This is a genomic window from Streptomyces sp. SCL15-4, from assembly GCF_033366695.1.
Taxonomy (GTDB): Bacteria; Actinomycetota; Actinomycetes; order Streptomycetales; family Streptomycetaceae; genus Streptomyces.
The window spans coordinates 1,652,770-1,679,526 of record NZ_JAOBTQ010000001.1 but is presented as its reverse complement, the minus strand read 5'-3'; the positions used below and the strand labels follow the sequence as shown (position 1 = coordinate 1,679,526).

Here is a 26,757-nt window from a genome sequence, read left to right as displayed (position 1 = left end):
GAAGGGGTGGCGGGGTGGAGTCGACGGCCGGGGCCGGACAGCTGCTGGCCATCAGCGACCTGCACATCGGCTATCCGGACAACCGTGCCCTCGTCGAGGCCATGCGGCCCGAGAGCGACGAGGACTGGCTGATCGTGGCCGGCGACGTCGCGGAGACCGTCGCCGACATCCGCTGGGCCCTCGGCACGCTCGCGAGCCGCTTCCGCAAGGTGCTGTGGGTGCCCGGCAACCACGAGCTGTGGACCCATCCGAGGGACCCGGTCACCCTGCGCGGCGTCGCCCGCTACGACCACCTGGTCGAGGTGTGCCGGGAGCTGGGCGTCGTGACCCCGGAGGACCCCTATCCCGTGTGGCACGGCGCCGGCGGCCCGGTCGTCGTCGCCCCGCTGTTCCTGTTGTACGACTACTCGTTCCTGCCGGCCGGCTGCGCCACCAAGGCGGAGGGCCTGGCCTACGCGGAGGGCACGGGCATCGTCTGCAACGACGAGTTCCTGCTCCACCCCGACCCCTACCCGACCCGCGAGGCGTGGTGCCGCGCCCGGGTCGCCGAGACCGAGCGCCGGCTGGCCGAGCTGCCCGAGGACCTGCCGACGGTGCTGGCCAACCACTACCCGCTTCACCGGCACCCCACCGAGATCCTCTGGCACCCGGAGTTCGCCATGTGGTGCGGCACCGGGCTGACCGCCGACTGGCACCGCCGGTTCCGGGTCGCCACGATGGTCTACGGCCATCTGCACATCCCCCGCACCACCTGGCACGACGGAGTCCGCTTCATGGAGGTCTCCGTGGGATACCCGCGCGAATGGCGCAAGCGTCCGGACCCTCCGGGAAGGCTGCGCCGCATCCTGCCGATGGAGGTCGAAGTAGGTGATCGAGGAGCTGCTCCCGGAGTCGGTCGTGGCCGTGGAGGCGCACGCTGACGACCCGCTGTGGCAGACCCCGCTCTATCCGGCGGAGGAGGCGCTCGTCGTGCGCGCGGTGGCCAAGCGGCGCCGTGAGTTCGCCGCCGTGCGCGGCTGCGCCCGGCGCGCCATGGAGAAGCTCGGCGTACCGCCGCAGGCCGTGCTCAGCGGCGAGCGGGGCGCACCGCTGTGGCCGGCCGGGCTGACCGGCAGCATGACCCACTGCGACGGCTACTGCGCCGCCGCGCTGGTCCGCGCCGCCGACCTCGCCTCCCTCGGCATCGACGCCGAACCGCACGGCCCGCTCCCGGAGGGCGTCGGCGACTCCGTGTTCCTGCCCGCCGAGTCCGCGCGCCTCGGCGAGCTGGCCGTGCGCCGGCCCGCCGTGCACTGGGACCGGCTCCTGTTCAGCGCGAAGGAGTCCGTCTACAAGGCGTGGTTCCCGCTCACCCGCAAGTGGCTGGACTTCTCCGAGGCCGACATCACCCTGGACCCGGACCCCGGCGGCGAGCCGTACGGCACCCTGCGCGCCGAACTCCTCGTGCCCGGTCCGCTGGTCGGCGGCCGGCGCCTACAGGTGTTCGAGGGCCGGTGGATGGTCCGGGACGGAGTGGCGGCCACATCCGTCGTCGTCCCGCACGCCTCCGCGGCCCCGCGCCCCTGACGGCCGCCGCCCCGCGCCCGTCGTCCCGCACCCGTCCGCGCTCCTGACGGCCGGTGTCCCGCGCGGCGCCGGGGCCGTCAGACGGGCGGGTACCCGTCGCGCAGCAGACGGAAGAACTCCGCCTCGTTTCCCGCCAGTCCGGCGTGTGCGAGCGCCTGTTCGGTCTCGGCCAGGACCGCGGGCGGGACGACGGCGGGCCGGCCGCCGTCCGGTCCGTCGAGGGCGGCGCGCACCGTGTGCAGCAGCCGCAGATACGCCTGGACGGCGGTGCGCTCGCGGTCGGTCGGTACGGCGGTGGGCATCGGTCGGCTCTCCCCGGGGTAGGCGTCACGGTCACGCGCCCTGCGGCGCCGTGCACCGCGTCCTGCGGCGCACACCCCCAGCTTGCCGCGCGCCACTGACAATCCCGTCCGGCTCGGCCCGCGTTCGCCCGCTCAGCTCACGACTCGGGCCGCTTGACGCTCTCCAGGAGCATGTCCAGCCATTCCGCGACCTTGTCCCGGTGCTGGTCGGTGGGCAACTGCGCGGCCCGCCAGGCGATTCCGCGCACCCCGTGGTCCTGGAGCAGCCGCTCCAGCGGGTCCTGCGCGGCCTCGACGTCGGCCCGCTCCCGGTCCGCCAGCTTCTGCAGCAGCTCCTGCTCGACGCGCTGCAACGCGCCCGCCAGCGCCTCGGGGTCCTCCGCGGTGAGGAAGCCGGCGTGCACCCGGAAGAAGCGCTGCAACGCGTCGCAGTGCTCCATGGTGGGCCGCCGGTCGCCGTTGATGAGGGCCCCGGCCTGCTGCCGGGACATGCCCGCGCCGTCGGCGATCTCCTGCTGGGTGTACCGGCGTCCGCCCGGCTTCAGCCGGGTGCGGCGCAGCAGGTCCAAGCGCTGCAGGAACCGGGCCTGGACATCCGGCTCGCCGGCCGGCCGGCCGCTGAGCAGGGCCCGGACCACCGGCTCGGGCACCCCGCAGGCGATGGACAGCCGCCCGACGTCGAAGACCTCGGCGTGCGGTACGCCGAGGCGGTCGGCGAGCGCGGTGACGCGGGCGACGACGGCCGGCAGCTGGGCGGTCGCCGAGGCGCCCGGATCCTCGTAGCCATCCGTCACCGACAGAACTCCTACGTCTCTAAAGAGGGCTTCAGGTGCGTCCGTGCTTCTCACGAGCGATCGCCGTGAACTTCCCGGAGAGTAGCCCGTGTCCGGAACCCACATCCAGGTGTCGCCACAACTGTGGCGAATTTCAGCCGTCAACCGGCATGAAATGCCACGATAGTTGACACGACTCCGGCCTGGGCAGCAGGATCGCATCGCCGCGTGAAAGGCCGCAGAGGCAAGAGGGGTGACCTCCCGATGGCACATCAGGCAGGAGGGCAGCGGCCGGCACCGCGGCCCGTCCCCGACACTTGCGACACCCAGGGGTACCTCCAGGACTACGGAACGCTGCTGGAGTACCTGTCGTGTCCGTCCCTGGTCGTCGACCACCAGTGGAACGTGGTCATGGCGAACCGGGCGTTCGACGCGCTGTTCGGCGGCGTGCGCCCGCATCCGTCGGCCATGCCGGGGGAGAACTTCCTGCGGTTCGTCCTGTTCCACCCGGACGCGGGCGAGATCCTCGGCGAGCACGAGCCGGACTGGTGCCTGCCGATGCTGGCCCAGCTCCGCACCGCCCTGGAGTCCTGCGCGCACGACCACGAACTCCAGGCCGTGCGCCGGGAGATCGCGCAGGACCCGATCATGGACGCCGCCTACCGGCACGGCCTGCCGCACTGGATCCACGCCGTCGGCGAGGCCGCGACCCGCCTCGACGGCGCCGTGCGCCTGCTGCACCACCCGGACCCGCGCCACGGGCGCACCGAGTGCCGCATCGTGGAGGAGGCGCCGCAGCCGCTGCGGGAGCTGGGCTACCGGCGCCTGACGATGGTGCTGCGCGAGTCCCGCCGCCCCGCCGCGCCGGTACGCCGCCCGCGCCGGGCCCGGGGCGCCGCCTCCCACCTCACGGCCGTCCCGACACCCGACGCCTGACCGGCCCGCCGGACCCGAGCCGCCTCCCGTCGCTTACGCAAGCCACTTGCAAAGCTTGCGCTACCCTTGCGCTCATGACGCGACGACTTGCGGAAGTGGCGAAGAAGGTCGGGGTCAGCGAGGCCACCGTCAGCCGGGTGCTCAACGGAAAACCCGGGGTCTCGGACGCCACCCGGCAGGCGGTGCTGACCGCCCTCGACGTCCTCGGCTACGAGCGCCCCACCCAGCTGCGCGGCGAACGCGCCCGGCTCGTCGGCCTCGTCCTGCCCGAGTTGCAGAACCCCATCTTCCCGGCGTTCGCCGAGGTCATCGGCGGCGCTCTGGCCCAGCACGGGCTGACCCCGGTGCTGTGCACGCAGACCAAGGGCGGGGTGTCGGAGGCGGACTATGTGGAGCTGCTGCTCCAGCAGCAGGTCTCCGGCGTGGTGTTCGCCGGCGGCCTGTACGCCCAGGCCGACGCGCCGCACGGTCACTACCGGCTGCTCGCCGAGCGCAACATCCCGGTCGTGCTGGTCAACGCGGCCATCGAACACCTCGGCTTCCCGGGCGTGTCCTGCGACGACGCGGTAGCCGTCGAACAGGCCTGGCGACACCTGGCCTCCCTCGGCCACGAGCGCATCGGCCTGCTCCTCGGCCCCGGCGACCACGTCCCCTCGGCCCGCAAACTCGCCGCCGCCCGGGCCGTCGCCGGCGACCTGCCGGAGGAGTTCGTCGCGCGGGCCATCTTCTCCATCGAGGGCGGCCACGCCGCCGCCTCCCGGCTGATCGACCGCGGCGTGACCGGCATCATCTGCGCCTCCGACCCGCTGGCCCTGGGCGCCGTCCGGGCGGCCCGCCGCAAGGGCTGCGACGTCCCCGGCCGCGTCTCCGTCGTCGGCTACGACGACTCGGCGTTCATGAACTGCACCGAGCCCCCGTTGACCACCGTCCGTCAGCCCATCGAGGCCATGGGGCGCGCGGCCGTCGAGCTGCTGAACGCGCAGATCGGCGGCACCGCCGTACCCGCCGAGGAGCTGTTGTTCGAGCCCGAACTCGTGGTGCGCGGCTCCACCGCGCAAGCTCCGCGCGACTGACCTTCCGGAAGATCCGGTCAGCTGTCGAATAATTACAGAGTCTGCGCGACATCTTGCGAACGGATGTCGGCGGTGCTTGAGTGTGCGGCGCCCACCGCTCCTGCCATGAGTGCCATGAGGGGTCCACCGATGAGACACACCGGGTTCCGCCGTACCGTCGTCGCGATCGGCGTCTGTTCCTCCCTCGCCCTCGCCGCCACCGCCTGCGGGTCCGGGGCCGGCGGCGCGGCGAGCGGCAAGACCCGCATCACCGTCAACTGCGAGCCGCCCAAGAGCGCCGAGGCCGACCGCGCCTTCTTCGAGGCGGACCTCGCCGCCTTCGAACAGGCCCATCCGGACATCGACGTCGTCGCGCACGACGCCTTCCCGTGCCAGGACCCGAAGACCTTCGACGCCAAGCTCGCCGGCGGCCAGATGGAGGACGTCTTCTACACGTACTTCACCGACGCCCGGCACGTCGTGGACATCGGCCAGGCCGCCGACCTCACGCCGTACCTGAAGGAACTGAAGAGCTACGGCAGCATCCAGAAGCAGCTGCGGGACATCTACACGGTGGACGGCAAGGTCTACGGCATCCCGCGCACCGGCTACTCCATGGGGCTGATCTACAACCGCGCCCTGTTCCGCGAGGCCGGCCTGGACCCCGACCGGCCCCCGGCGACCTGGGAGGAGGTCCGCGCCGCCGCCAGGAAGATCGCGGCCCTCGGCGACGGCACGGTCGGCTACGCCGACTACAGCGCGCAGAACCAGGGCGGCTGGCACTTCACCGCCGAGCTGTACGCGCAAGGAGGCGACGTCGTCAGCGTCGACGGCAAGAAGGCCGCCATCGACACCCCCGAGGGCCGCGCCGTGCTGCGGAACCTGCACGACATGCGGTGGACCGACGACTCGATGGGCAGCAAACAGCTCCTCGTCATCAACGACGTGCAGCAGCTGATGGGTTCGGGCAGGCTCGGCATGTACCTCGCCGCCCCCGACAACATCCCGATCCTGGTCAAGGAGAAGGGCGGCGACTACAAGGACCTCGCCCTCGCCCCCATGCCCGGCGGCCGCGCCACCCTCGTCGGCGGCGACGGCTACATGTTCGGCAAGAAGGCCACGCCCGCGCAGATCCGCGCCGGCCTGAAGTGGCTCGACCACATGTTCCTCACGCCCGGCAAGGGCTTCCTCGGCGACTACGCCCGCGCCAGGAAGCACGACGCTCCCGTCGGCCTGCCCGAGCCGCGCTTGTTCACCGGCGCCGCCGACGCCACCGACCAGCGGGTGAAACAGGCCAACGCCAACGTCCCGGTGGAGAACTACCGGGCGTTCCTCGACGGCAACCGGAAGCTGCGGCTCAGAATAGAGCCGCCGCACGCCCAGCAGATCTACTCCGTCCTCGACGGCACCGTCTCCGCCGTCCTCACCAAGGAGGACGCCGACATCGACCGGCTCCTGGAGGAGGCGTCCGGCAAGATCGACAGCATTCTGTCCCGGAGCTGACGGCCATGCCGAAGACGGCCGAGCGACGGCCCGTCGCCCACCCGCCCGTCCCCCCGCTCCCGGCCCCCGCCACGGCCCGGCACCGCCGGCGCCGCCTGGCCGACCAGGCCCGCGCCTACGGCTTCCTCCTCGGCGGCCTGCTCTGCTTCGCCCTCTTCTCCTGGTACCCGGCGATCCGCGCGGTCGTCATCTCCTTCCAGAAGTACACCCCGGGCTCCCCGCCCGAGTGGGCCGGCACCGCCAACTTCACCCGCGTCCTGCACGACCCCGAGTTCGCCGACGCCTGGCGCAACACCCTCGCCTTCACCCTGCTGGCCCTGCTCATCGGCTTCGCGATCCCCTTCGTCCTCGCCCTCGTCCTGAACGAACTGCGGCACGCCAGAGCGTTCTTCCGGGTCGTGGTCTACCTGCCGGTGATGATCCCTCCGGTGGTCAGCGCCCTGCTCTGGAAGTGGTTCTACGACCCGGGAGCCGGCCTCGCCAACGAGGCCCTGCGCCTGGTGCACCTGCCCACCTCGAACTGGACCAACGGCACCGACACCGCGCTCGTCTCCCTGGTACTCGTCGCCACCTGGGCCAACATGGGCGGCACCGTCCTCGTCTACCTCGCCGCGCTCCAGTCCGTCCCCGGCGAGCTGTACGAAGCGGCCGAACTGGACGGCGCGAACCTGCTCCAGCGGATCCGGCACGTCACGGTCCCGCAGACCCGGTTCGTCATCCTGATGCTGATGCTCCTTCAGATCATCGCCACCATGCAGGTGTTCACCGAGCCGTACGTCATCACCGGCGGCGGCCCGGAGAACGCCACCGTCACGGTCCTGTACCTCATCTACAAATACGCCTTCCTCTACAACGACTTCGGCGGCGCCTGCGCCCTCAGCGTGATGCTCCTGGTCCTGCTCGGCGCCTTCTCCGCCCTGTACCTGCGGCTCACCCGCACCGAGGGGGACGCATGACCCCGGGCACCCGCACCCTCATCTCACCGGCCGCCCTCGCCCGCCCGCGCGGAAAGGCCCTCTACTGGACGGTGTTCACCGCCGTCGTCGTCCTCTTCGCGCTCGCCTTCCTCTTCCCCGTGTACTGGATGGTGACCGGCGCGCTGAAGTCCCCCGACGAGGTGGCCCGCACCCCGCCCGCCCTGCTGCCCGAGCACTGGCATCCCGGCGGCTACACCGACGCCTGGGACCTGATGCAGCTGCCGGCGCACCTGGAGAACACCCTCGTCCAGGCGGCCGGCGCCTGGGCCTTCCAGCTGGTGTTCTGCACCGCCGCGGCCTACTCCCTGTCCAAGCTGCGGCCGGCGTTCGGCAAGGTGGTCCTCGGCGGCATCCTCGCCACCCTCATGGTTCCGGCCCAGGCGCTGGTCGTCCCCAAATACCTGACCGTCGCCGATCTCCCGCTGATCCACACGAGCCTGCTCAACGACCCTCTCGCCATCTGGCTGCCGGCGGTCGCCAACGCCTTCAACCTCTATCTGCTCAAACGGTTCTTCGACCAGCTGCCGCGCGATGTCCTGGAGGCCGCCGAGATCGACGGCGCGGGCCGGCTGCGCGTCCTGTGGTCCGTCGTCCTGCCCATGTCCCGGCCGGTGCTCGGCGTGGTGTCGATCTTCGCGCTGGTCGCCGTCTGGCAGGACTTCCTGTGGCCGCTGATGGTCTTCTCCGACACCGGCAAGCAGCCGATCAGCGTGGCCCTGGTGCAGCTGTCGCAGAACGTCCAGCTCACCGTGCTCATCGCCGCGATGGTGATCGCCAGCATCCCGATGGTGGCGCTCTTCCTCGTCTTCCAGCGGCACATCATCGCCGGGATCGGCGCGGGCAGCACCAAGGGCTGACGCCGCCGCCCCGTCCACAGAAAGGTCAAGCCCCGTGGGACAGCCCACCCCTGCCCGGAAAGACCCCGACTGGTGGCGCGACGCCGTCATCTACCAGGTGTACGTGCGCAGCTTCGCGGACGGCGACGGCGACGGCACCGGTGACCTCGCCGGTGTCCGCGCCCGGCTGCCGTACCTGGCCGAACTCGGCGTGGACGCCCTGTGGTTCACCCCCTGGTACCTGTCACCGCTGAAGGACGGCGGCTACGACGTCGCGGACTACCGGACCATCGACCCGGCCTTCGGCACCCTCGCCGAAGCGGAGAAACTCATCGCCGAGGCCGCCGGGTCGGGCATCCGCACCATCGTCGACATCGTGCCCAACCACGTCTCCGACCAGCACCCCTGGTTCCGCGCCGCGCTCGCCGCCGGCCCCGGCAGCCCCGAACGCGAACTCTTCCACTTCCGGCCCGGACGCGGCCCGCACGGCGAACTCCCGCCGAACGACTGGCCCTCGCAGTTCGCCGGCTCCACCGAACCGGTGTGGACCCGGCTGCCCGACGGCGACTGGTACCTGCACCTGTTCACCCCGGAACAACCCGATCTCAACTGGGCCCACCCGGCCGTCCGCCAGGAGCACGAGGACATCCTGCGCTTCTGGTTCGAGCGGGGCGTCGCCGGCGTCCGCATCGACTCGGCGGCCCTGCTCGCCAAGGACCCGGACCTGCCCGACCTCGCCGCCCGCCCCGAGCCGCACCCGTTCCTCGACCGCGACGAACTCCACGACGTCTACCGCTCCTGGCGGCGCGTGGCCGACGAGTACGACGGCGTCTTCGTCGGCGAGGTCTGGCTGCCCGACGCCGAGCGCTTCGCCCGCTACCTGCGCCCCGACGAACTCCACACCGCCTTCAACTTCTCCTTCCTCGCCTGCCCCTGGGACGCCGGCCGGCTGCGCGCCTCGATCGACACCACCCTCGCCGAACACGCCCCGGTCGGCGCCCCGGCCACCTGGGTGCTGTGCAACCACGACGTCACCCGCACCGTCACCCGCTACGGCCGCGCGGACACCGCCTTCGACTTCGCCACCAAGGCCTTCGGCATCCCGACCGACCTCGCTCTCGGCACCCGGCGCGCCCGCGCCGCCGCCCTGCTGTCGCTGGCGCTGCCCGGCGCGGTCTACCTCTACCAGGGCGAGGAACTGGGCCTGCCGGAGGCCGACATCCCGCTCGACCGCATCCAGGACCCGATGCACTTCCGCTCGGGCGGCACCGACCCAGGCCGCGACGGCTGCCGGGTGCCGCTGCCCTGGGCCGCCGGCCTGCCGCACGCCGGATTCGGCTCCCGCGAGGAGCCGTGGCTGCCCCAGCCGGCCGACTGGGCGTCGTACGCGGTCGACCGCCAGCGGCGGGACCCGCACTCCGTGCTCTCCCTCTACCGCTCGGCCATCGCCCTGCGCCGCGTGTTCGGCGACGGCCCCCTGACCTGGCTGCCCGCCCCCGACGGCGTGCTCGCCTTCTCCCGCGCGGACGCGCTGTGCGTGGTCAACCTCGCGGCCACGCCCGTCCCCCTCCCCGCGCACTCCCGGCTCCTGCTCGGCAGCGGCCCGCTGGACGACGCGGGCCGGCTGCCGCGGGACACGGCGGCCTGGCTGCGTCTGTGAGCCACGCCTCCACGCACCACCGAGCTGTCCCACGCACCCCACCACGAAGGGATCGGCACATGCACAGCAGCACCGCCAGACATGTCAGGCGCATGCCGGCCATCGGGGCGGCCGTCGCCCTCGCCGCCGGCCTGCTCGTCACCCTCGCCCCGGCCGCGCACGCGGCGGCCGGCGCCACGCTCCCCTTCACCTCCGTGGAGGCCGAGTCGGCGAGCACCGACGGCACCAGGATCGGCCCCGACCACACGCAGGGCACCCTCGCCTCGGAGGCCTCCGGCCGGCAGGCCGTCCGGCTGGCCGCCGGGCAGCGCGTGGAGTTCACCGTGCCGCGCACGGCCGACGCGCTGAACCTCGCCTACAGCGTCCCGGACGGCCAGTCCGGCGCGCTGAACGTGTACGTCAACGGCACCAGGCTCGCCAAGACCCTCCCGGTGACCGCCAAGTACTCCTACGTCGACACCGGCTGGATCACCGGCTCCAAGACCCACCACTTCTTCGACAACACCCGGCTGCTGCTGGGCCGTACCGTCCAGGCCGGCGACAAGGTCGCCGTGGAGGCGGCCGGCGTGCAAGTCACCGTCGACGTCGCCGACTTCGAGCAGGCGGCACCGGCCGCCGCGCAGCCCGCCGGCTCGGTGTCCGTCGTCGCCAAGGGCGCCGATCCCGGCGGCAACGCCGACTCCACCCAGGCGTTCCGGGACGCCATCGCCGCCGCCCAGGGCGGCACGGTGTGGATCCCGCCGGGCGACTACCGGATCACCTCCTCCCTGAACGGCGTGCAGAACGTCACCCTCCAGGGCGCCGGCCACTGGTACTCGGTCGTGCACACCTCCCGCTTCATCGACCAGTCCGGCTCCGCCGGCAACGTGCACATCAAGGACTTCGCGGTCATCGGCGAGGTCACCGAGCGCGTCGACTCCAGCCCGGACAACTTCGTCAACGGCTCGCTCGGACCGAACAGTTCGGTGTCCGGCATGTGGCTCCAGCACCTGAAGGTCGGGCTGTGGCTCACCGGCAACAACGACAACCTGGTGGTGGAGGGCAACCGCATCCTCGACACCACCGCCGACGGACTCAACCTCAACGGCAACGCCAGGGGCGTCCGGGTGCGGGACAACTTCCTGCGCAACCAGGGCGACGACGCCCTGGCCATGTGGTCCCTCTACGCCCCGGACACCGACTCCAGCTTCGAGCACAACACCATCTCCCAGCCCAACCTCGCCAACGGCATCGCCGTCTACGGCGGCACCGACATCGCCGTACGCGACAACCTGGTCGCCGACACCAACGCCCTGGGCAGCGGCATCGCGATCTCCAACCAGAAGTTCCTGGACCCCTTCAGCCCCCTGGCCGGCACCATCACGGTCGACGGGAACACGCTGGTGCGCGCCGGCGCCATGAACCCCAACTGGAACCATCCGATGGGCGCGCTGCGCGTCGACTCCTACGACAGCGCCGTCAACGCCACCGTGAACATCACCAACACCACGATCACCGACAGCCCGTACAGCGCCTTCGAGTTCGTCTCCGGCGGCGGGCACGGCTACCCGGTACGGAACGTCGCCGTCACCGGCGCGACGGTACGGAACACCGGCACGGTCGTCGTCCAGGCCGAGGCCCAGGGCGCGGCCGTGTTCAAGAACGTCACCGCCACCCAGGTCGGCGCGGCCGGCGTGTACAACTGCCCCTTCCCGGCGAACTCCGGTTCCTTCACGCTCACCGACGGCGGCGGCAACTCCGGCTGGTCCGGCACCTGGTCGGACTGCTCCACCTGGCCGCGGCCCGGCCAGGGCAATCCCGAACCCGACCCGAACCGCAACCTCGCCAAGGGCCGCCCGGCCACCGCGACCGGCTCGCAGGACGTCTACGCGCCCGGCAAGGCGGTCGACGGTGACCCGAACTCCTACTGGGAGTCGGCCAACAACGCCTTCCCGCAGTCCTGGACGGTCGACCTCGGTGCCTCCTACGGCGTGCGCCGCCTGGTGCTGAAGCTGCCGCCGTCCGCGGCCTGGGGCGCACGCACCCAGACCGTCGCGGTGCTCGGCAGCACCGACGGCACCACCTACTCCACGGTCCTCGGCGCCCAGGGCTACCGCTTCGACCCGGCCACCGGCAACACCGTGACCGTGTCCCTGCCCGGCGGCACCAGCCTGCGCCACCTGCGCCTGACCGTCAGCGCCAACACCGGCTGGCCGGCGGGCCAGTTCGGCGAGGTGGAGGCCTACTCGTCCTGACCGGACACCGAGGGAGCCGGGCCCGGACGCCGGGGCGCGGCTCCCTTCTCAGCGCTCCAGCTCCCGGTGGGCCGTCTCCGGCAGCCGCAGGTACACCAGCGAGGACAGCAGGCACAGCGCGGCGACGTACCAGGGGAAGAGCCCGGAGCGGCCCAGTTCCTTGAACAGCGTGCCGACGTACGGGGCCGTGCCGCCGAACAGCGCCACGGTGAGGGAGTAGGGGAAGCCGATGCCGGCCGCGCGCACCCGGGGCGGGAAGACCTCGGCGTTGACGGCCGCGCTGACGGACGTGAACCCGGTCAGCAGCACCATGCCCGCGCAGCTCACCAGCAGCAGCACGGCGAAGGAGTCGCGCAGCAGGTGCAGCAGCGGCACGCACAGCACGGCGAAGCCCACGCCGAAACCCAGCAGCAGCGGCCGGCGCCCCACCCGGTCGGACAGCAGCCCGCCGAGCGGCTGGAGCAGGGCGAAGAAGGCCAGCGAGATCGTGCTCGCGAGCAGCGCGTCCGACTTCTCGACGCCCGCGTTGAGTTCGGCGTACGTCGGCAGGTACGACGTCCAGGTGTAGTAGGCGATGGTGCCGCCCGCGGTGATGCCGGCGATGAGCAGGGACTGGCGCGGATGGCGGCGCAGCGCCTCGAACAGGCCCGGCCGCGGCGCCCGTCGCTGCGCGGCGCTGCGGGTCTCCTCGGCGCCGCGCCGGATCCAGAAGCCGACCAGGCTGAACACCCCGCCGAGCCAGAACGGCACCCGCCAGCCCCAGCCGTCCATCGCGGGTCCGGGGAGCGTGTCCACGAGCAGGGTGGCGATGCCGGACGCGACCAGCTGTCCGGCGGTCGTCGAGACGTACTGGAAGCTGGAGAACAATCCGCGCCGGCCCGGTCCCGCCGACTCCACGAGGAAGGTGGTCGAGGCCGCGAACTCGCCGCCCACCGACAGCCCCTGGAGCAGCCGCGCGGCGACCAGCACCACCGGCGCCGCGAGGCCCGCCGAGGCGTAGGTCGGGGTCAGCCCCACCAGCAGGCTGCTGCCGCCCATCAGCAGGATGGTGACGGTGAGGGCGGCCCGTCGGCCGCGCCGGTCGGCGACGGCCCCCATGAGCAGCCCGCCCACGGGGCGCATGAAGAAGCCGACCGCGAACACGGCGAACGTCGACAGCAGCGGCACGAGGGAGTTGCCGGTGCCCTTGGGGAAGACCGCGGCGGCGATGTAGGTGGCGAGGAACGTGTAGGCGTACCAGTCGTACCATTCCACGGCGTTGCCCACGGATGCGGCAACGAGCTGTCGCGCGGACCGCCTCGTCCGCTCCGGTGCCGTCGTCTGCTTGCCTGTCATGATCGCGTCCCTCCCCGGTCGGCGGGTGCCGCACACCTCATGTAGCGATGAGTTCACATCGGGGCCACCACACCCTTCCCTGACGTTTGCTGCTCTTGGAACACTCGCTCCGCGCACATTCCGTCATCTGGCGGCACCGTGTGCGTCAGGATGAGAGGGGACCCTCGACCCATGCCCGAAGTCAACCGGCGGCGCTTCCTCCAACTCACGGGCGCCACCACGGCGTTCACGGCACTGGCCGGCAGTGTCCAGCGCGCGGCGGCCCTGCCCGCCCGCTACCGCACCGGATCGGTGGACGACGTGGAGCACATCGTCGTCCTGATGCAGGAGAACCGTTCCTTCGATCATTACTTCGGCTCCCTGCGCGGAGTACGCGGCTTCGGCGACCCGCGCCCGGTCACCCAGAACGGCAGGTCCGTCTGGAAGCAGTCCGACGGCACCAAGGACATCCTGCCCTTCCGTCCCGACGCCGACGACCTGGGCCTGGCCTTCATCCAGGACCTCCCGCACGGCTGGAACGACGGCCACACCGCGTTCAACGGCGGCAAGTACGACAAGTGGGTGCCCGCCAAGTCCGCGACCACGATGGCGTACCTGACGCGCGAGGACATCCCGTTCCACTACGCGCTCGCCGACGCCTTCACCGTCTGCGACGCCTACCACTGCTCGTTCATCGGCTCCACCGATCCCAACCGCTACTACATGTGGACGGGCTACACCGGCAACGACGGCCAGGGCGGCGGACCGGTCCTCGGCAACGAGGAGAAGGGCTACGGCTGGACGACGTATCCCGAGCGCCTGGAGCGGGCCGGGGTCTCCTGGAAGATCTACCAGGACGTCGGCGACGGCCTGGACGCGAACGGCTCCTGGGGCTGGATCAACGACGCCTACCGCGGCAACTACGGCGACAACTCGCTGCTCTACTTCAACCAGTACCGCACCGCCCAGCCCGGGAACCCGCTGTACGACAAGGCCCGCACCGGTACCGACGCCCGCAAGGGAGAGGGCTTCTTCGACCGGCTGAAGGCGGACGTCACGGCGGGCACGCTGCCGCAGGTCTCCTGGATCGTCGCTCCCGAGGCCTTCACCGAGCACCCCAACTGGCCCGCCAACTACGGCGCCTGGTACATCTCCCAGGTCCTGGACGCGCTCACCGCCGACCCCGACGTGTGGGCGAAGACGGCGCTGTTCATCACCTACGACGAGAACGACGGCTTCTTCGACCACGTCATCCCGCCCCACCCGCCGGCCTCGGCCGCCCGGGGCAAGTCGACGGTCGACCCCGCGCCCGACCTGTTCAAGGGCGACAGCGGCCATGCGGCCGGGCCCTACGGGCTCGGCCAGCGGGTGCCGATGCTGGTCGTCTCCCCGTGGAGCAAGGGCGGTTACGTCTGCTCCGAGACCTTCGACCACACCTCGATCATCCGGTTCATCGAGCGCCGCTTCGGCGTCCGGGAGCCCAACATCTCGCCCTGGCGCCGCGCCATATGCGGCGACCTGACCAGCGCCTTCGACTTCTCCCGCCAGGACACCGCGCCGGCGCCGCTGCCCTCCACGGCCGGCTACCGGCCGCCGGACCGCGACCGGCACCCGGACTACGTGCCCAAGCCGCCCGCCCAGGGCACGCTGCCCCGGCAGGAGCCCGGCAGCCGGCCCACGCGCCCGCTGAGGTACGCACCCGTGGTGGACGGCGCCGCGGACACGGCGGCCGGCAGGTTCACGCTCACGTTCGCCTCCGGGGCGGGCGCCGGTGCCGCCTTCCTGGTGACGTCCAACAGCCGCACCGACGGCCCCTGGACCTACACCACCGAGGCCGGCAAGACGCTCTCGGACACCTGGAACTCGGTGTACTCCGGCGGCGACTACGACCTCACCGTGCACGGTCCCAACGGCTTCCTGCGCGTCTTCAAGGGCCGCAACAAGGTGGCCGGTCCCGAGGTCACCGCCCGGCACACGGGCGACGACATCGAGCTGACGTTCACCAACAAGGGCTCCGGCACGGCGCGGCTGAAGATCACCGACGGTTACGGCACCGCCCCGGTCACGGTGACGGTGCGGCCCGGCGCGACCGTGCGGCAGACCGTGGGCCTCGCGGCGAGCAAGCGCTGGTACGACCTGACCGTGACCTCGGAGGCCGACCCGGCCTTCCTGCGCGGCTTCGCCGGCCATGTGGAGAACGGGCGGCCCGGAGTCAGCGATCCGGCGATCGCCACGGGGTGAACGACCGATGAGCACCGCTCCGTGCGGACTGGTCAGGTACCGGTCACATCAGGGTAGTGTGCCCCGGTGACCACGCAATCGAACACCCCTGCCGGCTGGTACCCGGACCCGCACGGAGCGCAGAACACGCTCCGTTACTGGGACGGCACGCAGTGGACCGACCACACCAACCCGGCGCAGCAGGCCGCCGCCGCCGACCCCAAGGTCCAGCGCCAGGTGCGGCAGCAGGCCGGTGTCGCGGCCGGCGGCGCCGGCGGCGGCACCCTCTTCACCGAGCCCGTCCTGGTCGTGAACCAGAAGGCCAAGCTCATCGAGCTGACCAACGAGTACAAGGTCATGGACCAGAGCGGCCGGGAGATCGGTTCGGTCACCCAGGTCGGCCAGGGCATCCTGCGCAAGATCCTGCGCTTCGTCTCCAGCCTGGACCAGTTCCTGACCCACAAGCTGGAGATCCGCGACGCCTACGGCCAGCCGCAGCTGCTGCTGACCCGGCCCGCGAAGATCTTCAAGTCCCGGGTCGTCGTGACCCGCCCGGACGGCTCCCCGGTCGGCGAGATCGTCCAGAAGAACATGATCGGCAAGATCAACTTCGCCATGATGGCGAACGGCCAGCAGGTCGGCGCGATCAAGGCCGAGAACTGGCGGGCCTGGAACTTCGCGATCGTCGACCACGCGGACAGCGAGGTCGCCCGGATCACCAAGACCTGGGAAGGCCTGGCCAAGACGCTCTTCACGACCGCGGACAACTACGTCCTGCAGATCCACTACCAGCTGCCCGAGCCCCTGCTCAGCCTCGTGGTGGCGACCGCGCTGACGGTCGACACCGCGCTGAAGCAGGACGCGCGCGGCTGGGGGTGACCCGGAGCGACGGGAACAGCGCGGCCGGTGCCGGCGGGATCTCCCGCAGGCACCGGCCGTCGCCGTATCCGCTCAGAGCGCGGTGAGGTGCCCCGGCTGCTCCGGCTGCCGCGGCACCAGCGCGGGTTCCGTGGCAGCCGTTCCGGGCTTGGGCCGCCGTGGGACCAGGGCCGGTTCCCCGGTGGCCGTCGCCTGCCCGGGCCGCCTCGGCGCCAGGGCCGGTTCCGCGGTGGCCGTGCCGGGCTCCAGGGCCAGTACGGCCGCCACCGGATGCTCCTCGTCCACCGCCGGGCCGGCGGGCCCGGGGGCAGCACGGGTGAGGAGCAGCACACCCCAGGAGGCCAGTCCCGCGCCGACGAGGGCCAGCAGTACCCCACCGGCCCCGCCGTGCAGGCCCTGCCCCAGCAGACTGAGGCCGATCACCGCGGCGGCCACCGGGTTGGCGAGGGTGACCACGGCCAGCGGCGCGCCCAGCCCGCCGCGGTAGGCGGTCTGGGACAGCAGCAGCCCGCCGACGGCGAACGCGGCGACGAGCACGGCGCCCACGATCACCTCGGTGCTCAGCACGGGCCCCGAGCGGTCCGTGGCCGCCACCGTCACCGTCTGGGTGAGCGCGGAGGCCACTCCGGAGGCGAAGCCGGACGCGGTCGCGTGCCTGAGGCCCGGCCGCGCGCCGGGCCAGGACAGCAGGCCGATGGCGGCGGCCGTCGCCCCCGAGACCGCCAGCGCCGCCGGCAGCGACAGCACCCGCGCGGGTGCCGGACCGGACGCGGCGAGCAGCAGCGCGGCCAGCCCCAGCAGGGTGAGCGCCGTACCGCGCCACTCCACCGCCCTGACCCGCCGCCCGGCCGCCCGCGCGCCCAGGGGCACGGCCGCGACCAGGGTGAGCGCGCCCAGCGGCTGTACGACGGTCAGCGGGCCGTATTTCAGGGCGACGACGTGCAGTAGCGCGGCGGCGGCGTTCAGCCCGACCGCCGACCACCAGGCGCCGGTGCCCAGCAACCGCAGCAGTCCGGTGCCCGGGCTGCGCGCGGCCAGCCGCTCCTGGGCGACGGCGGCCAGCGCGTAGGCGACGGCCGAGACCAGCGACAGGCCGAGGGCGGCCAGGGCGGCGGCGCTCATCGGCCGGCTCCCGCCAGGGCGGGCTCCCGGGTGACCGGCAGGCCGGTGCCGCGTCCCGCCGTGGTGGCGGTGCGCCGGGGCGGGTGGATGGCGGCGAGGGCGAGAGCGAGCATCACGGTGGCCACGAGCGCGTCGAGCCAGTAGTGGTTCGCCGTGCCCACGATCACCAGCAGCGTGATCAGCGGGTGTAGCAGCCACAGCGCGCGCCACCGGGAGCGGGTCGCGGCGATCAGGCCGATGGCCACCATCAGCGCCCAGCCGAAGTGCAGCGAGGGCATCGCCGCGAACTGGTTGGACAGGTGGTCGCTGGCGGGCGGGCCGTACACGGAGGGGCCGTAGAGGCGGCCGGTGTCCACCAGCCCCGTCCCGGTCAGCATCCGCGGCGGGGCCAGCGGGAAGGTGAACGGCAGTACCAGGGCGGCCGTGGTGACCACCGCGAGGACGCGGCGGGCCCAGACGTAGTGCGCGGGCCGGCGTACGTAGAGCCAGACCAGGAAGGCGAGCGTGGCCGGGAAGTGGACGGTCGCGTAATAGGTGTTCGCCAGATGGACGAGGGTGTCGCCGTGCAGCAGCGCGGACTGCACGGCGTTCTCGTGGGGGAGGTGCGCGGCCCGCTCCAGGTCCCACAGGCGGCGGGCGTTGCGGAAGGCGTCGCCGGTGTGGCCGGTGGCCAGCACGCGGCCGAGTTTGTAGACGAGGAAGAGCCCGGCGACCAGCAGGAACTCACGTATCAGAGGCGGACGTGCCGGGTTCCCCGGTGCCGTTTCCGCCTCCGCAGGCTCGGTTCGGGCATTCATCCCCCGGCCCCTTCGCTGACGGTGGTGCGTGTGGTGGTGCGTACGTCCCGGCCGGTCGCCGGAACTGATCGATACGTTTCCGTACCGATACGCCAGTGTACCGATACGCTTGAGTACCGGTACACTGGCGTATCGATTGATGTGCGCCACACTGGAGACAGCACGAGTGAGGGGAAGCACCGCATGACGTCGCAGGCCGCGGAGGGACCGGACACGGTCGTCGCCTCGCGCCGCTCCAAGATCACGCCGGAGCGTGAGCGGGAGTTCTTCGACGCCGTGCTGGAACAGATCCGCGAGTGCGGCTACGACTCCGTCACGATGGAGGGCGTCGCCGCCAGCACCCGCTGCAGCAAGTCCACGCTCTACCGGCAGTGGAAGACCAAGCCGCAGTTCGTCGCGGCGGCGCTGCGCGCCAGCCGCCGGGTGCGGTTCGCCGGCATCGACACCGGCTCGCTCGCCGAGGACCTGCGCCAGGCCGCGCGGGCCGCGGGCGACTGGTCCGGCAAGGACACCCGGCTGCTCCAGGCCCTGGGGCACGCGGTGACATCGGACCAGGAACTGGCCCGGGCGCTGCGCGAGGCCCTGGTCCACCCGGAGATCGCCGCACTGGAGGAGATGCTCGCCCGGGGCGTGGAACGTGGCGAGATCCGTGCGGGCCACCCGGCGCTGGAGTACATCCCCGCGATGATGTTCGGCGTTCTACGGGTACGGCCGGTCCTGAATGGGCAGTATGCCGACGCCGACTACCTGGTCCGGTTCGTGGAGGCGGCCGTGCTGCCGGCGCTCGGACTGAGATGAGACCCAGGCCGCCGTTCACGGGATGACTGAACGGCGACCTGCTCGCGCCGCACCGTGGGGACGGGGGCGGCGCGCACCCCCCGGCCGGGTGGGCTTCCCCTTGAGCGGAGGGGAACCCCACCCGGCCGACTGGCGTTTCCGGTCCCGCCGCCGCCGCGGCGAGCCGGCCCGGGCCCGGGTAACCGGGACCGGGGAGCAGTCGTTGGCGATGTGCTTCTCGGACGACCCTGGACGACCCTTCGAAGGGATCACGCCGGATGGCCGCCATCTGTCCGCACTGCCATCTCGCGGAAACGATCGCGTACGTCGTCAACGACGGGGGACTGCACCCCTTCCCGTGTCTGGAGTGCAACGCCGGCACGCTCCGCTCCAGCCCGTACGGGCGCCTGACCGGGGCGGCGCCGTGTGCCACCGGCGGCTGCCGGGGGTCCGTGCGCGACGACTACCAGTACGACGCCCAGGGGCGCCTGTCCCGCCTGGAGCGCGTCGGGTGCCGGTTCTGCGGGTCGGGCACGGCGGGCGCCTGAGGCCGTCCGCTCGCGGTGCTCGGCCGAGGGCCCCGGCCGGGCGCCCGCGCGAGCCGCCTCGTCGCCGGGTGCGGGTGACCCGACGGCGGTGCGGCCGGCGGTCACACGGCCTGTCCGTCGCCCGTGCCGGTGGCGGACGAGACCTTGATCCCCTTCACGATCCGGTCGATGACGGACGGGTCCTGGCCGACGTCCAGGCCGAAGCGGATCACGACGATCCGGTCGGGGTCGTCGGGGGAGGGGAAGGCGACGGACTCGACGTAGCCGTCCGCGCCCTTGCTGGTGACCGCCTTCCAGCGGACCAGGTGGCCCTTCTGCCCGGCCACCGTCACCGCCTTGTCGGCCAGCACCTCGTGCGAGGTGACGCTGCCGTAGGAGGTGCCGCCGTAGGACTCCTTGGCGTTGGCCGCGATGTCCGCCTTCGCGACCTCCTCGGCGGTCTCGCCCTTGACGCGCAGCGCCATTGCCGGCGCCGTGTAGGCACCGCCCGCGGTGCAGGTCTGCGTCGTGTCCCCGGGGCACTTGTAGGTGTCCTCGGAGGTCACCCGCGCACCCGCCCCCGTCGTCTGCCCGGTCCAGCCCTTCGGCACCGGCAGGCTGATCCCGTTGACCGGGTCGGGCACCGTGCCGCCGCCCTCGATCTCCGGCGCCCCGGACGGCCCCGGGGACGGCGACTTCCCGCCGGACCCGCCGGACCCATCAGATCCACCGGACCCGCCAGATCCGCCGGACCCGCCGGACCCGCCAGGGCCGCCGAACCCGCCCGGACCTCCGGACCCGCCGTCCGGCCCCGGCCCCTGCCCCTGCCGGGACCCCGCGCGGTCGCCGCCGCCGTCGTCCTTGGCGAGGGCGTACACGCCGACCCCGATGCTCGCCAGTACCGCGGCCGTCACCGCGACGGCTATCCCGGTGCGCAGCCCGCGCCGGGACCGGGCCGGCGGCGGCGCCGGACAGGCGGGATACGCGGAGTATCCGCCGTACTCGCCCGGGGCCGAGGCGCCCGCTTGCGCCGCCTGCGGTGCCGGGGGACCCCACGGGGCGGCCGTGCCCGCCGGGCGGGTGCGGTCCGTCCAGGCCGTGCCGTCCCACCAGCGCTCGGTGGGCGGACCGTCGTTCGTCTGCCCGGGGTCGGGGTACCACCCGGGAGGAGTCGCCTGCGTCATGCCCCCACGGTATGAGGTGACGGTGAAAAGGGGATGAGAGGATCTGCCGCCCGCGCGAGCGAACCGGGGCATATCGCTGTGACGTCACGCCGGTGTCGCCCGTGCGTACCGTCTTTCACCCGGCCGGGCAGCACCTGCCCCGACCACCCCCGCGGTGCCCCGCCGGACGGCTACGCTCGGTGCCGGTGTGTCATACGGGCGACCGGGGAGGGAACGGATGACGGACGCACGGCCATCGGCGGCCGGCTCGGCACCCCTGTGGGAGCGGGATGCCGAGATCGCCACCGTCGCGGCGGCGCTCGACGCCCTGTGCGCCGACCGGAACTCCGCGGGCGGCCTGCTCGTCTTCCGCGGCAAGGCCGGACTCGGCAAGACCGCGCTGCTCGCCGAGACCCGCCGCATGGCCGAACGCCGCGGCTGCGCCGTCTGGTCCGCCCGCGGCGCCGAGACCCTCAGGTCTGTCCCCTTCCACGTGCTGCGGCAACTGCTCCAGCCCGCGCTGCTGTCCCTCCCGGACGAGGAGGCCCGCGAGTACCTCGGCGACTGGCACGACATCGCCGGCCCCGCCCTCGGCATAATCCGGCCGCGCGGGGAGAAGGCCGACCCGCACTACGTCCGCGACGGACTCGTCTCCGCCGTACGCAGGATCGCCCGCCGCGCCTGGCCGCTGGTGCTGCTCCTCGACGACGCCCACTGGGCCGACCCGGAAACCCTGCGCTGGCTCGCCGCGTTCGCCGAACGCCTGGCCGACGTGCCCGTCCTCGTCGTGGTCGCCCGCAGGCCCGACGAGACCGGCGGGGCCGGCGCCCGCCATCTCGACGCGGTCGCCGCCGCCGCGGGCCGGCCGGTCAACGACCTCAGCGCCCTCACCCCGGACGCCACCGCCGGACTCACCCGCGCCACCCTCGGCCGGCACGCCGACGACGCGTTCTGCCGCGAGGTCTGGGCGGTCACCGACGGCAACCCCTACGAGACCGTCGAACTCCTCGCCAAGGTGCACGACAGCGAACTCCGGCCGGTCGAGGCGTACGCCGGAGAGCTGCGCGCGCTCAACCGCGCGGCCCGCGGCGGCGGACTCGTCGACCGGATCAGGAGCCTCGGCCTGGAGGCCACCCGGTTCGCCTGGGCCGCCGCCATCCTCGGCACCGGCATCACCGTCGACATGGTCGCCCGCCTCGCCACCATGGACGACGACCTCGCCCGCACATGCGCCGACGTACTGTGCACCGCCCGCATCCTCACCCGCCGCCACCCGGCCGAGGACGGCGAACGCACCGCGGACGAGCTGGAGTTCGTCCACCCGCTCATCGCCACCGCCGTCTACCAGTCCATCCCCTCCGGCGTGCGCACCGCCATGCACGGCGTCGCCGCGCAGATCATCACCGAGCTGGACCGCGGCGCCGCCGAGGCCGCCCGGCACCTACTGAAGGTGCACCCGGACGAGGACGACGAACTCGTCGGGCAACTGCGCCAGGCCGCCCGCGAACACCTCGCCGTCGGCGCGCCGGACGCGGCCCGCCGCTGTCTGGAACGCGCGCTGCGGGAACCGCCCCGCCCCGAGGTGTACGCGCATGTCCTGTACGAACTGGGCTGCGCGACCCTGCTCACCAACCCCGCCGTCTCCATCGACCAGCTGCGCAGCGCGCTCGGCATGCCCGGCCTCGACGGCGACGACCGGGTGCACGCCGTCGTCCGCCTCTCCCAGGCCCTGCTCCACAACGACCAACTGGAGGAGGCCGTCCGCACGGTCGGCACCGAGACCGCCCGGCACGCGGCCGGCCCGGTCCGGCTGCGGCTCCAGGCCTTCCAGTTCATGTGGGAGGGCATCCACGGCGAGACCGTCGCCCCGGCCCGCTCCCGGCGCCTCGCCGAACTCGCGAGCACCTGCGCCGGTCGCGACAACGCCGAACGCGCCCTGCTGATCCTGCGCGCCTTCGACGCCATGACGCACGGCGAGAGCGCCGACGCGGTCGTCGACCTGTGCGACCGCGCCCTCGTCAACGGCCGCCTCGCGCCCGGCCTCGGCTGGACCGACCCCGAGTGGGGCATGGAACTGCTGATGATGCTCGGCAGCGCGTACGCCTACGCCGACCGGCTCGACCGCGCCGAGAGCCTGTTCTCCGAAGCCCGGCGCGTCTACACCTCGGCCGGCTGGCGCGGCGTCCACCTCTCCCTGGCCAACGCCTTCCTCGGACTCGCCTACCGCAGACAGGGCCGGCTGCCCGACGCCGAGTCCACCCTGCGCGAGGCCGTGCGCCTCGCCGAACGCGTCGGCCGCCGCCTGCCGTTGTACTGGTCGGCCACCTGCGGACTGGTCGACACCCTGCTGGCCCGCGGCCGCGTCGAGGAGGCCTGGTCGGTCGCCGAGCAGTACGGCTTCGCGCCGCCGTACCCCTCCACCATCGTGCTGCCCGACATCCGCTCGGTGCGCGGCCGGCTGCTGCTCGCCGTCGGCCGCACCGCCGAGGGCATCGGCGAACTGGAGGCCGCCGAGAAGACCGCCGCCTCCCGCGGCGGCCACAACCCGGTCCTCGCGCCCTGGTCCGTCGACCTCGCCCGGGCCCTCGCCGCCGCGGACCCGGCCCGCGCCGCCCGGCTCGCCGCCGACGCCCGCAAGCAGGCCGAGCGGTTCGGCACGGACACCGCCATCGGCGAGGCCCTGCGCTGCGCCGCCGCCCTGGAGACGGGCCAGCGCGCGGTACGCCTCGCCGCCCGGGCCGTGGCCTATCTGGAGGCCTCGCCCTGCCAGTACGAGCACGCGGCGGCCCGGATCGAGTACGGCATCGCCGCCGGCTCGGCCGCGGACCTCACCCGTGGCCTGGACCTCGCGCGGCTGTGCGGCGCGGACGGACTGGCGGCCACGGCCCGTCAGGCGCTGGCCTCGGTACCGGGCCCGCGCTAGTGCGGGCCCGGTCCAGCGGTCCGGCAACCGCTCGCTGAGCGCGCCGGCCGGTGCCGTACCCGAAGGCCGTACGCGGCCTCGTACGCCCGCGCGGGCCGGGTGCCGTCGCACCCGCCGCACAGCAGCGGCTTCGGCGCCGCTCAGCCGGTCTCCTCCTCGGCCAGCACCCGCTGAGCCGTCGCGAACGCCGAGTTGGCCGCCGGCACCCCGCAGTACACGGCGGTCTGCAGCAGCACCGCGCCGATCTCCTCCGGCGTCAGCCCGCCCCGCCGCGCCGCCCGGACGTGCATCGCCAGCTCGTCGTAGTGGCCGTGCGCGACCAGCGCCGTCAGCGTGATCATGCTGCGCTCGCGGCGCGACAGCGTCGGGTCGGTCCAGATCTCCCCCCAGGCGTAGCGGGAGATGAAGTCCTGGAAGCGGGCGGTGAACGGGGTCTGCCGGGCCTGCGCGCGGTCCACGTGGGCATCGCCGAGCACCTGCCGGCGCATCGCCAGCCCGCTCGCCGGCGGCCCGTCCAGCTGGGTGCGCAGCGCGGCCAGCACGGCCCGGGGGACCTGCGCCGGGGCCAGGTGGGAGGCACCGGGCAGCTCCACCAGCGCTGCCCCCGGCACCGCGTCCGCGATCTCCCGCAGATGCGCGGGCGGGGTCGCGGGGTCCTCCCGGCCGGCCACGAGGAGCGTCGGTACGGTGATCGCGGCCAGCCGGTCGCGCAGGTCGAACGCGGCGAGCGCGTCGCAGCAGGCCGCGTACGCCGCCGGATCGGCCGACCGGTGGTCCCGGACCAGTTCCGGCACGCTGAACCCGGGGGTGAACCAGCGCGCGTCGGCGCTCTCCGCCAGCCACTCCAGGCCCTCCCGGCGCACCCGCTCCGCCCGCTCCCGCCACGGCGCCGCCCCGCCGAAGTGGGCCGAGGAGCACAGCAGCGCCAGCGAGGTCAGCCGCTCCGGGTGGTGGACGGCCAGGTGCAGGCCGACCGCGCCGCCCAGGGACACGCCCGCGTAGGCGAACCGGTCGATGCCGAGCGCGTCGGCGAGCGCCAGCACCAGCGCGGCCAGGTCGCCGACGCTCGCGCCCGGCCCGATCAGGTCCGCCGCCGAACCCCCGTGGCCCGGCAGGTCCCAGCGGACCACCCGGTGGGTCGCGGACAGCTCGGGCGCCACCTGGTCCCACAGGGCCAGCGAGGTGCCGAGTGAGGGCCCGAGCAGCAGCGGCGGCGCGGAAGCGGGGCCTTCGGCGCGGTGGTTGAGGAGGGTCACGGTCAACGTCGCTCCAGTGCGCGGTCGGTGAGGGGCCCGGCGAAACCGGTGTACCGGGCGGGATCGGTCGCCTCGTCCAGGTCCAGACCCGCCAGCTCCGGCTGTTCGCCGAGGAGTTCGCGCAGCGGACGGTCCTCGGCGTGGGCGCGGCGGGCCAGTTCGGTCAGCAGCTCCTTGGCCCGCGCCCGGCCGAGGACGGGCGTGAGGAGGGCGGTCAGCCGCTCGGAGACGATGAGTCCCCGGGTGCGGGCGAGGTTGTGGCGCATCGCGTCCGGGTGCACGCGCAGTCCCTCGGTCAGCTCCGCCGCGTGCCCGGCCGCGCCGCCCACCAGCCGGAGCAGGTCGCGCAGCGGTTCCCACTCGGCGTGCCAGGCGCCGGCCGGCCGCTCGTCCTCGGCGGCCAGGCAGCCGTACAGCGTCGCCGCGAGCTGGGGGGCGCGCCGGGCGGCGGACGCGAGGAGGGTGGCGCGCACCGGGTTCGCCTTGTGCGGCATGGCGGACGAGCCGCCGCCGTCCTCGCTCACCTCGCCGGTCTCGGTGCGCGACAGCGTCAGCACGTCCACGGCGAGCTTGCCCAGCGCGCCCGCCGTGAAGGCCAGGCACCCGGCCAGGTCCGCGATCGGTGTGCGCAGCGTGTGCCACGGCAACACGGGTGCCGCGAGACCGAGTTCACGGGCGTAACGCTCCGTCAGCGCGGCCGGGTCCGGGGCGCCGTACGCCTGGAAGGCCGCCAGGGTGCCGGCGGCCCCGCCGAGCTGGACGGGGAGCGAGCCGCGTACCCGGGTGAGGCGGTCGCGCGCGTCCAGGACCAGCGCCCGCCAGCCGGCCGCCTTCAGCCCGAACGTGGTCGGTACGGCGTGCTGGGTGAGCGTCCGGCCCGGCAGCACGGTGTCCCGGTGCCCGGCGGCGAGGCGGCCCAGCGCCCGCTCGGCGCGCCCGAGGCCGGCCAGGACCGGGCCGAGGGCGCGCACGGCCACCAGCATCGTCGCCGTGTCCATGATGTCCTGGCTGGTGGCGCCCCGGTGCACGTAGGGGCCGTACTCCGCGCCGACCGCCGCGGTCAGGTCTGCGGCCAGCGGGATGACCGGGTTGCCGCCGCCGGCGGCGCGGGCGGCCAGGGAGCGCAGGTCGAACCGGGCCGGGTCGGCGGCCGCGGTCACCACCGCAGCGGCGTCGGCCGGGGCGAGCCCCAGCGCGGCCTGCGCCCGGGTCAGCGCGGCCTCGGCGTCGAGCAGCGCCCGCAGGTAAGCGGCGTCGCCGGTCTCGCACGCGCCGCCCGCCGCCTCTCGTCCGGGGTCCAGCAGACCGGTGTCGGCGCAGGGTGAGGACTCGGATGTCACCGGAACTCCAGGAAGACCGTCTCGCCTTCGCCCTGAAGGCGGATGTCGAAACGGTACGTGCCGTTCCCCTCGTCGCCCGCGATCAGCGTGTCGCGCCGCTCGCCCACCCGGGTCAGCAACGGGTCGGCCGCCAGCGCGGCGTCGTCGCCCGGCAGGTAGATCCGGGTGAACAGGTGGACCAGCAGGCCGCGCGCGAAGACGCAGACGCCGAGGTACGGCGCGTTGCGCCCGCGTGCGCCGGGGCGCAGCGTACGCGCGTACCAGTGGCCGTTCGCGTCCGTCTGGATCCGCCCCCAGCCGGTGAACTCCACGCCGTTGCGGCCCAGGAAGCCGCCGGTGGCCGGGTCGCGGCGCAGCGAGCCGTCCACCCGCGGCACCGTGCCGTCCGGGCGCGGGCCCCACAGTTCGATCAGCGCGTCGGGCAGCGGCCCGCCCGCGCCGTCGAGGACGTACCCGTGCACGGTGATCGTGTCCGGATGGCCGAGCGGAGCGATCTCCTCGCCGCCGCGGAACGGCAGCGCGTAACCGTAGAACGGGCCGACCGTGTGGGACGGGGTGGGCGGCACCTGCTCCGGGCTGCCCGGGTCGATGGTCGTCATG

The 26,757-nt window shown here is 73.3% G+C and carries 23 protein-coding genes; 14 read left to right on the top strand and 9 right to left on the bottom strand.

The window, feature by feature from the left end; translation table 11 throughout:
* Nucleotides 1–14: 14 nt before the first annotated feature.
* Nucleotides 15–920 carry a metallophosphoesterase gene (locus tag SCK26_RS07005; protein WP_318205941.1) on the top strand — a complete coding sequence of 302 codons (906 nt, stop codon included), beginning with the start codon at nucleotides 15–17 and terminating at the stop codon, nucleotides 918–920.
* The gene (locus SCK26_RS07000) at nucleotides 868–1,566 is read left to right on the top strand and encodes a 4'-phosphopantetheinyl transferase family protein (protein WP_318200386.1); all 699 of its coding nucleotides are present in this window, start codon (nucleotides 868–870) and stop codon (nucleotides 1,564–1,566) included. The genes SCK26_RS07005 and SCK26_RS07000 overlap by 53 nt, the downstream gene beginning before the upstream one ends.
* A gap of 77 nt (nucleotides 1,567–1,643) precedes the next feature.
* Here the strand turns inward: SCK26_RS07000 and SCK26_RS06995 are convergent, their stop codons facing one another.
* Nucleotides 1,644–1,868 carry a hypothetical protein gene (locus tag SCK26_RS06995; RefSeq protein ID WP_318200385.1) on the bottom strand — a complete coding sequence of 75 codons (225 nt, stop codon included), beginning with the start codon at nucleotides 1,866–1,868 and terminating at the stop codon, nucleotides 1,644–1,646.
* A 137-nt stretch (nucleotides 1,869–2,005) separates the two neighbouring features.
* Nucleotides 2,006–2,662, bottom strand: coding sequence for a helix-turn-helix domain-containing protein (locus tag SCK26_RS06990; RefSeq protein WP_030618141.1), 657 nt, complete (start codon nucleotides 2,660–2,662; stop codon nucleotides 2,006–2,008).
* A gap of 243 nt (nucleotides 2,663–2,905) precedes the next feature.
* Here SCK26_RS06990 and SCK26_RS06985 point away from each other — a divergent pair, with 243 nt between their 5' ends.
* The 7 genes from SCK26_RS06985 (at nucleotide 2,906) to SCK26_RS06955 (ending at nucleotide 11,839) form a co-directional block, all read left to right on the top strand.
* Complete coding sequence (locus tag SCK26_RS06985; protein WP_318200384.1) at nucleotides 2,906–3,577, top strand: hypothetical protein; 672 nt, start codon at nucleotides 2,906–2,908, stop codon at nucleotides 3,575–3,577.
* A gap of 74 nt (nucleotides 3,578–3,651) precedes the next feature.
* A complete protein-coding gene (locus tag SCK26_RS06980; RefSeq protein ID WP_318200383.1) occupies nucleotides 3,652–4,650 on the top strand; it encodes a LacI family DNA-binding transcriptional regulator in 999 nt (332 codons plus the stop codon).
* Between the two features lie 129 nt (nucleotides 4,651–4,779).
* Complete coding sequence (locus tag SCK26_RS06975) at nucleotides 4,780–6,132, top strand: sugar ABC transporter substrate-binding protein (RefSeq protein WP_318200382.1); 1,353 nt, start codon at nucleotides 4,780–4,782, stop codon at nucleotides 6,130–6,132.
* Between the two features lie 5 nt (nucleotides 6,133–6,137).
* Nucleotides 6,138–7,088, top strand: a complete 951-nt coding sequence (locus tag SCK26_RS06970) for a sugar ABC transporter permease (RefSeq protein ID WP_318200381.1) — start codon at nucleotides 6,138–6,140, stop codon at nucleotides 7,086–7,088.
* Nucleotides 7,085–7,966 (top strand): carbohydrate ABC transporter permease, encoded by an 882-nt coding sequence (locus SCK26_RS06965; protein WP_318200380.1) that lies wholly within the window; start codon nucleotides 7,085–7,087, stop codon nucleotides 7,964–7,966. The genes SCK26_RS06970 and SCK26_RS06965 overlap by 4 nt, the downstream gene beginning before the upstream one ends.
* Nucleotides 7,967–8,000: 34 nt before the next feature.
* Complete coding sequence (locus SCK26_RS06960; RefSeq protein ID WP_318200379.1) at nucleotides 8,001–9,605, top strand: alpha-amylase family glycosyl hydrolase; 1,605 nt, start codon at nucleotides 8,001–8,003, stop codon at nucleotides 9,603–9,605.
* 59 nt (nucleotides 9,606–9,664) lie between these two features.
* Nucleotides 9,665–11,839, top strand: a complete 2,175-nt coding sequence (locus SCK26_RS06955) for a discoidin domain-containing protein (RefSeq protein ID WP_318200378.1) — start codon at nucleotides 9,665–9,667, stop codon at nucleotides 11,837–11,839.
* A gap of 48 nt (nucleotides 11,840–11,887) precedes the next feature.
* Here SCK26_RS06955 and SCK26_RS06950 read toward each other — a convergent pair whose 3' ends face one another.
* Nucleotides 11,888–13,174: an MFS transporter gene (locus SCK26_RS06950; RefSeq protein WP_318200377.1), complete on the bottom strand. Its 1,287-nt coding sequence runs from the start codon at nucleotides 13,172–13,174 to the stop codon at nucleotides 11,888–11,890.
* A 171-nt stretch (nucleotides 13,175–13,345) separates the two neighbouring features.
* Between SCK26_RS06950 and SCK26_RS06945 the strand changes: the two genes are divergently transcribed.
* Both SCK26_RS06945 and SCK26_RS06940 read left to right on the top strand, forming a co-directional pair.
* Complete coding sequence (locus SCK26_RS06945) at nucleotides 13,346–15,394, top strand: phosphocholine-specific phospholipase C (RefSeq protein ID WP_318200376.1); 2,049 nt, start codon at nucleotides 13,346–13,348, stop codon at nucleotides 15,392–15,394.
* A 66-nt stretch (nucleotides 15,395–15,460) separates the two neighbouring features.
* Entirely contained in the window at nucleotides 15,461–16,252 is a 792-nt protein-coding gene (locus tag SCK26_RS06940) for a phospholipid scramblase-related protein (protein ID WP_318200375.1), read from the top strand.
* Nucleotides 16,253–16,324: 72 nt separating this feature from the next.
* Here the strand turns inward: SCK26_RS06940 and SCK26_RS06935 are convergent, their stop codons facing one another.
* Both SCK26_RS06935 and SCK26_RS06930 read right to left on the bottom strand, forming a co-directional pair.
* Complete coding sequence (locus SCK26_RS06935) at nucleotides 16,325–17,374, bottom strand: hypothetical protein (RefSeq protein WP_318200374.1); 1,050 nt, start codon at nucleotides 17,372–17,374, stop codon at nucleotides 16,325–16,327.
* On the bottom strand, nucleotides 17,371–18,171 hold the full coding sequence (locus SCK26_RS06930; protein WP_318200373.1) for a phosphatase PAP2 family protein: 801 nt from the start codon (nucleotides 18,169–18,171) through the stop codon (nucleotides 17,371–17,373). Before SCK26_RS06930 ends, SCK26_RS06935 begins: the two co-directional genes overlap by 4 nt.
* A 183-nt stretch (nucleotides 18,172–18,354) precedes the next feature.
* Between SCK26_RS06930 and SCK26_RS06925 the strand changes: the two genes are divergently transcribed.
* On the top strand, nucleotides 18,355–18,969 hold the full coding sequence (locus tag SCK26_RS06925; protein WP_318200372.1) for a TetR/AcrR family transcriptional regulator: 615 nt from the start codon (nucleotides 18,355–18,357) through the stop codon (nucleotides 18,967–18,969).
* Nucleotides 18,970–19,226: 257 nt separating this feature from the next.
* Nucleotides 19,227–19,496 carry a hypothetical protein gene (locus SCK26_RS06920; protein WP_318200371.1) on the top strand — a complete coding sequence of 90 codons (270 nt, stop codon included), beginning with the start codon at nucleotides 19,227–19,229 and terminating at the stop codon, nucleotides 19,494–19,496.
* Between the two features lie 101 nt (nucleotides 19,497–19,597).
* Here the strand turns inward: SCK26_RS06920 and SCK26_RS06915 are convergent, their stop codons facing one another.
* On the bottom strand, nucleotides 19,598–20,659 hold the full coding sequence (locus SCK26_RS06915) for a DUF2510 domain-containing protein (RefSeq protein WP_318200370.1): 1,062 nt from the start codon (nucleotides 20,657–20,659) through the stop codon (nucleotides 19,598–19,600).
* Between the two features lie 217 nt (nucleotides 20,660–20,876).
* Between SCK26_RS06915 and SCK26_RS06910 the strand changes: the two genes are divergently transcribed.
* Nucleotides 20,877–23,561 carry an ATP-binding protein gene (locus SCK26_RS06910; RefSeq protein ID WP_318200369.1) on the top strand — a complete coding sequence of 895 codons (2,685 nt, stop codon included), beginning with the start codon at nucleotides 20,877–20,879 and terminating at the stop codon, nucleotides 23,559–23,561.
* Between the two features lie 140 nt (nucleotides 23,562–23,701).
* Here SCK26_RS06910 and pcaD read toward each other — a convergent pair whose 3' ends face one another.
* From pcaD to pcaG, 3 genes are read right to left on the bottom strand one after another with little or no spacing between them, the layout of a single operon-like run.
* Nucleotides 23,702–24,823, bottom strand: a complete 1,122-nt coding sequence (gene pcaD / locus SCK26_RS06905; protein WP_318200368.1) for a 3-oxoadipate enol-lactonase — start codon at nucleotides 24,821–24,823, stop codon at nucleotides 23,702–23,704.
* Nucleotides 24,820–26,157: a 3-carboxy-cis,cis-muconate cycloisomerase gene (pcaB, locus tag SCK26_RS06900; RefSeq protein ID WP_318200367.1), complete on the bottom strand. Its 1,338-nt coding sequence runs from the start codon at nucleotides 26,155–26,157 to the stop codon at nucleotides 24,820–24,822. The genes pcaD and pcaB overlap by 4 nt, the downstream gene beginning before the upstream one ends.
* Nucleotides 26,154–26,756, bottom strand: a complete 603-nt coding sequence (pcaG, locus tag SCK26_RS06895) for a protocatechuate 3,4-dioxygenase subunit alpha (RefSeq protein ID WP_318200366.1) — start codon at nucleotides 26,754–26,756, stop codon at nucleotides 26,154–26,156. The genes pcaB and pcaG overlap by 4 nt, the downstream gene beginning before the upstream one ends.
* Nucleotide 26,757 lies beyond the last annotated feature (1 nt).

What these genes read in the sequence shown, in the direction of transcription:
- SCK26_RS06995 (WP_318200385.1), bottom strand. Translation starts at nt 1,868, where the DNA reads ATGCCCACCGCCGTACCGACCGACCGCGAGCGCACCGCCGTCCAGGCG.
- SCK26_RS06985 (WP_318200384.1), top strand. Translation starts at nt 2,906, where the DNA reads ATGGCACATCAGGCAGGAGGGCAGCGGCCGGCACCGCGGCCCGTCCCC.
- SCK26_RS06980 (WP_318200383.1), top strand. Translation starts at nt 3,652, where the DNA reads ATGACGCGACGACTTGCGGAAGTGGCGAAGAAGGTCGGGGTCAGCGAG.
- SCK26_RS06975 (WP_318200382.1), top strand. Translation starts at nt 4,780, where the DNA reads ATGAGACACACCGGGTTCCGCCGTACCGTCGTCGCGATCGGCGTCTGT.
- SCK26_RS06970 (WP_318200381.1), top strand. Translation starts at nt 6,138, where the DNA reads ATGCCGAAGACGGCCGAGCGACGGCCCGTCGCCCACCCGCCCGTCCCC.
- SCK26_RS06965 (WP_318200380.1), top strand. Translation starts at nt 7,085, where the DNA reads ATGACCCCGGGCACCCGCACCCTCATCTCACCGGCCGCCCTCGCCCGC.
- SCK26_RS06955 (WP_318200378.1), top strand. Translation starts at nt 9,665, where the DNA reads ATGCACAGCAGCACCGCCAGACATGTCAGGCGCATGCCGGCCATCGGG.
- SCK26_RS06950 (WP_318200377.1), bottom strand. Translation starts at nt 13,174, where the DNA reads ATGACAGGCAAGCAGACGACGGCACCGGAGCGGACGAGGCGGTCCGCG.
- SCK26_RS06945 (WP_318200376.1), top strand. Translation starts at nt 13,346, where the DNA reads ATGCCCGAAGTCAACCGGCGGCGCTTCCTCCAACTCACGGGCGCCACC.
- SCK26_RS06935 (WP_318200374.1), bottom strand. Translation starts at nt 17,374, where the DNA reads ATGAGCGCCGCCGCCCTGGCCGCCCTCGGCCTGTCGCTGGTCTCGGCC.
- SCK26_RS06930 (WP_318200373.1), bottom strand. Translation starts at nt 18,171, where the DNA reads ATGAATGCCCGAACCGAGCCTGCGGAGGCGGAAACGGCACCGGGGAAC.
- SCK26_RS06925 (WP_318200372.1), top strand. Translation starts at nt 18,355, where the DNA reads ATGACGTCGCAGGCCGCGGAGGGACCGGACACGGTCGTCGCCTCGCGC.
- SCK26_RS06920 (WP_318200371.1), top strand. Translation starts at nt 19,227, where the DNA reads ATGGCCGCCATCTGTCCGCACTGCCATCTCGCGGAAACGATCGCGTAC.
- SCK26_RS06915 (WP_318200370.1), bottom strand. Translation starts at nt 20,659, where the DNA reads ATGACGCAGGCGACTCCTCCCGGGTGGTACCCCGACCCCGGGCAGACG.
- SCK26_RS06910 (WP_318200369.1), top strand. Translation starts at nt 20,877, where the DNA reads ATGACGGACGCACGGCCATCGGCGGCCGGCTCGGCACCCCTGTGGGAG.
- pcaG (WP_318200366.1), bottom strand. Translation starts at nt 26,756, where the DNA reads ATGACGACCATCGACCCGGGCAGCCCGGAGCAGGTGCCGCCCACCCCG.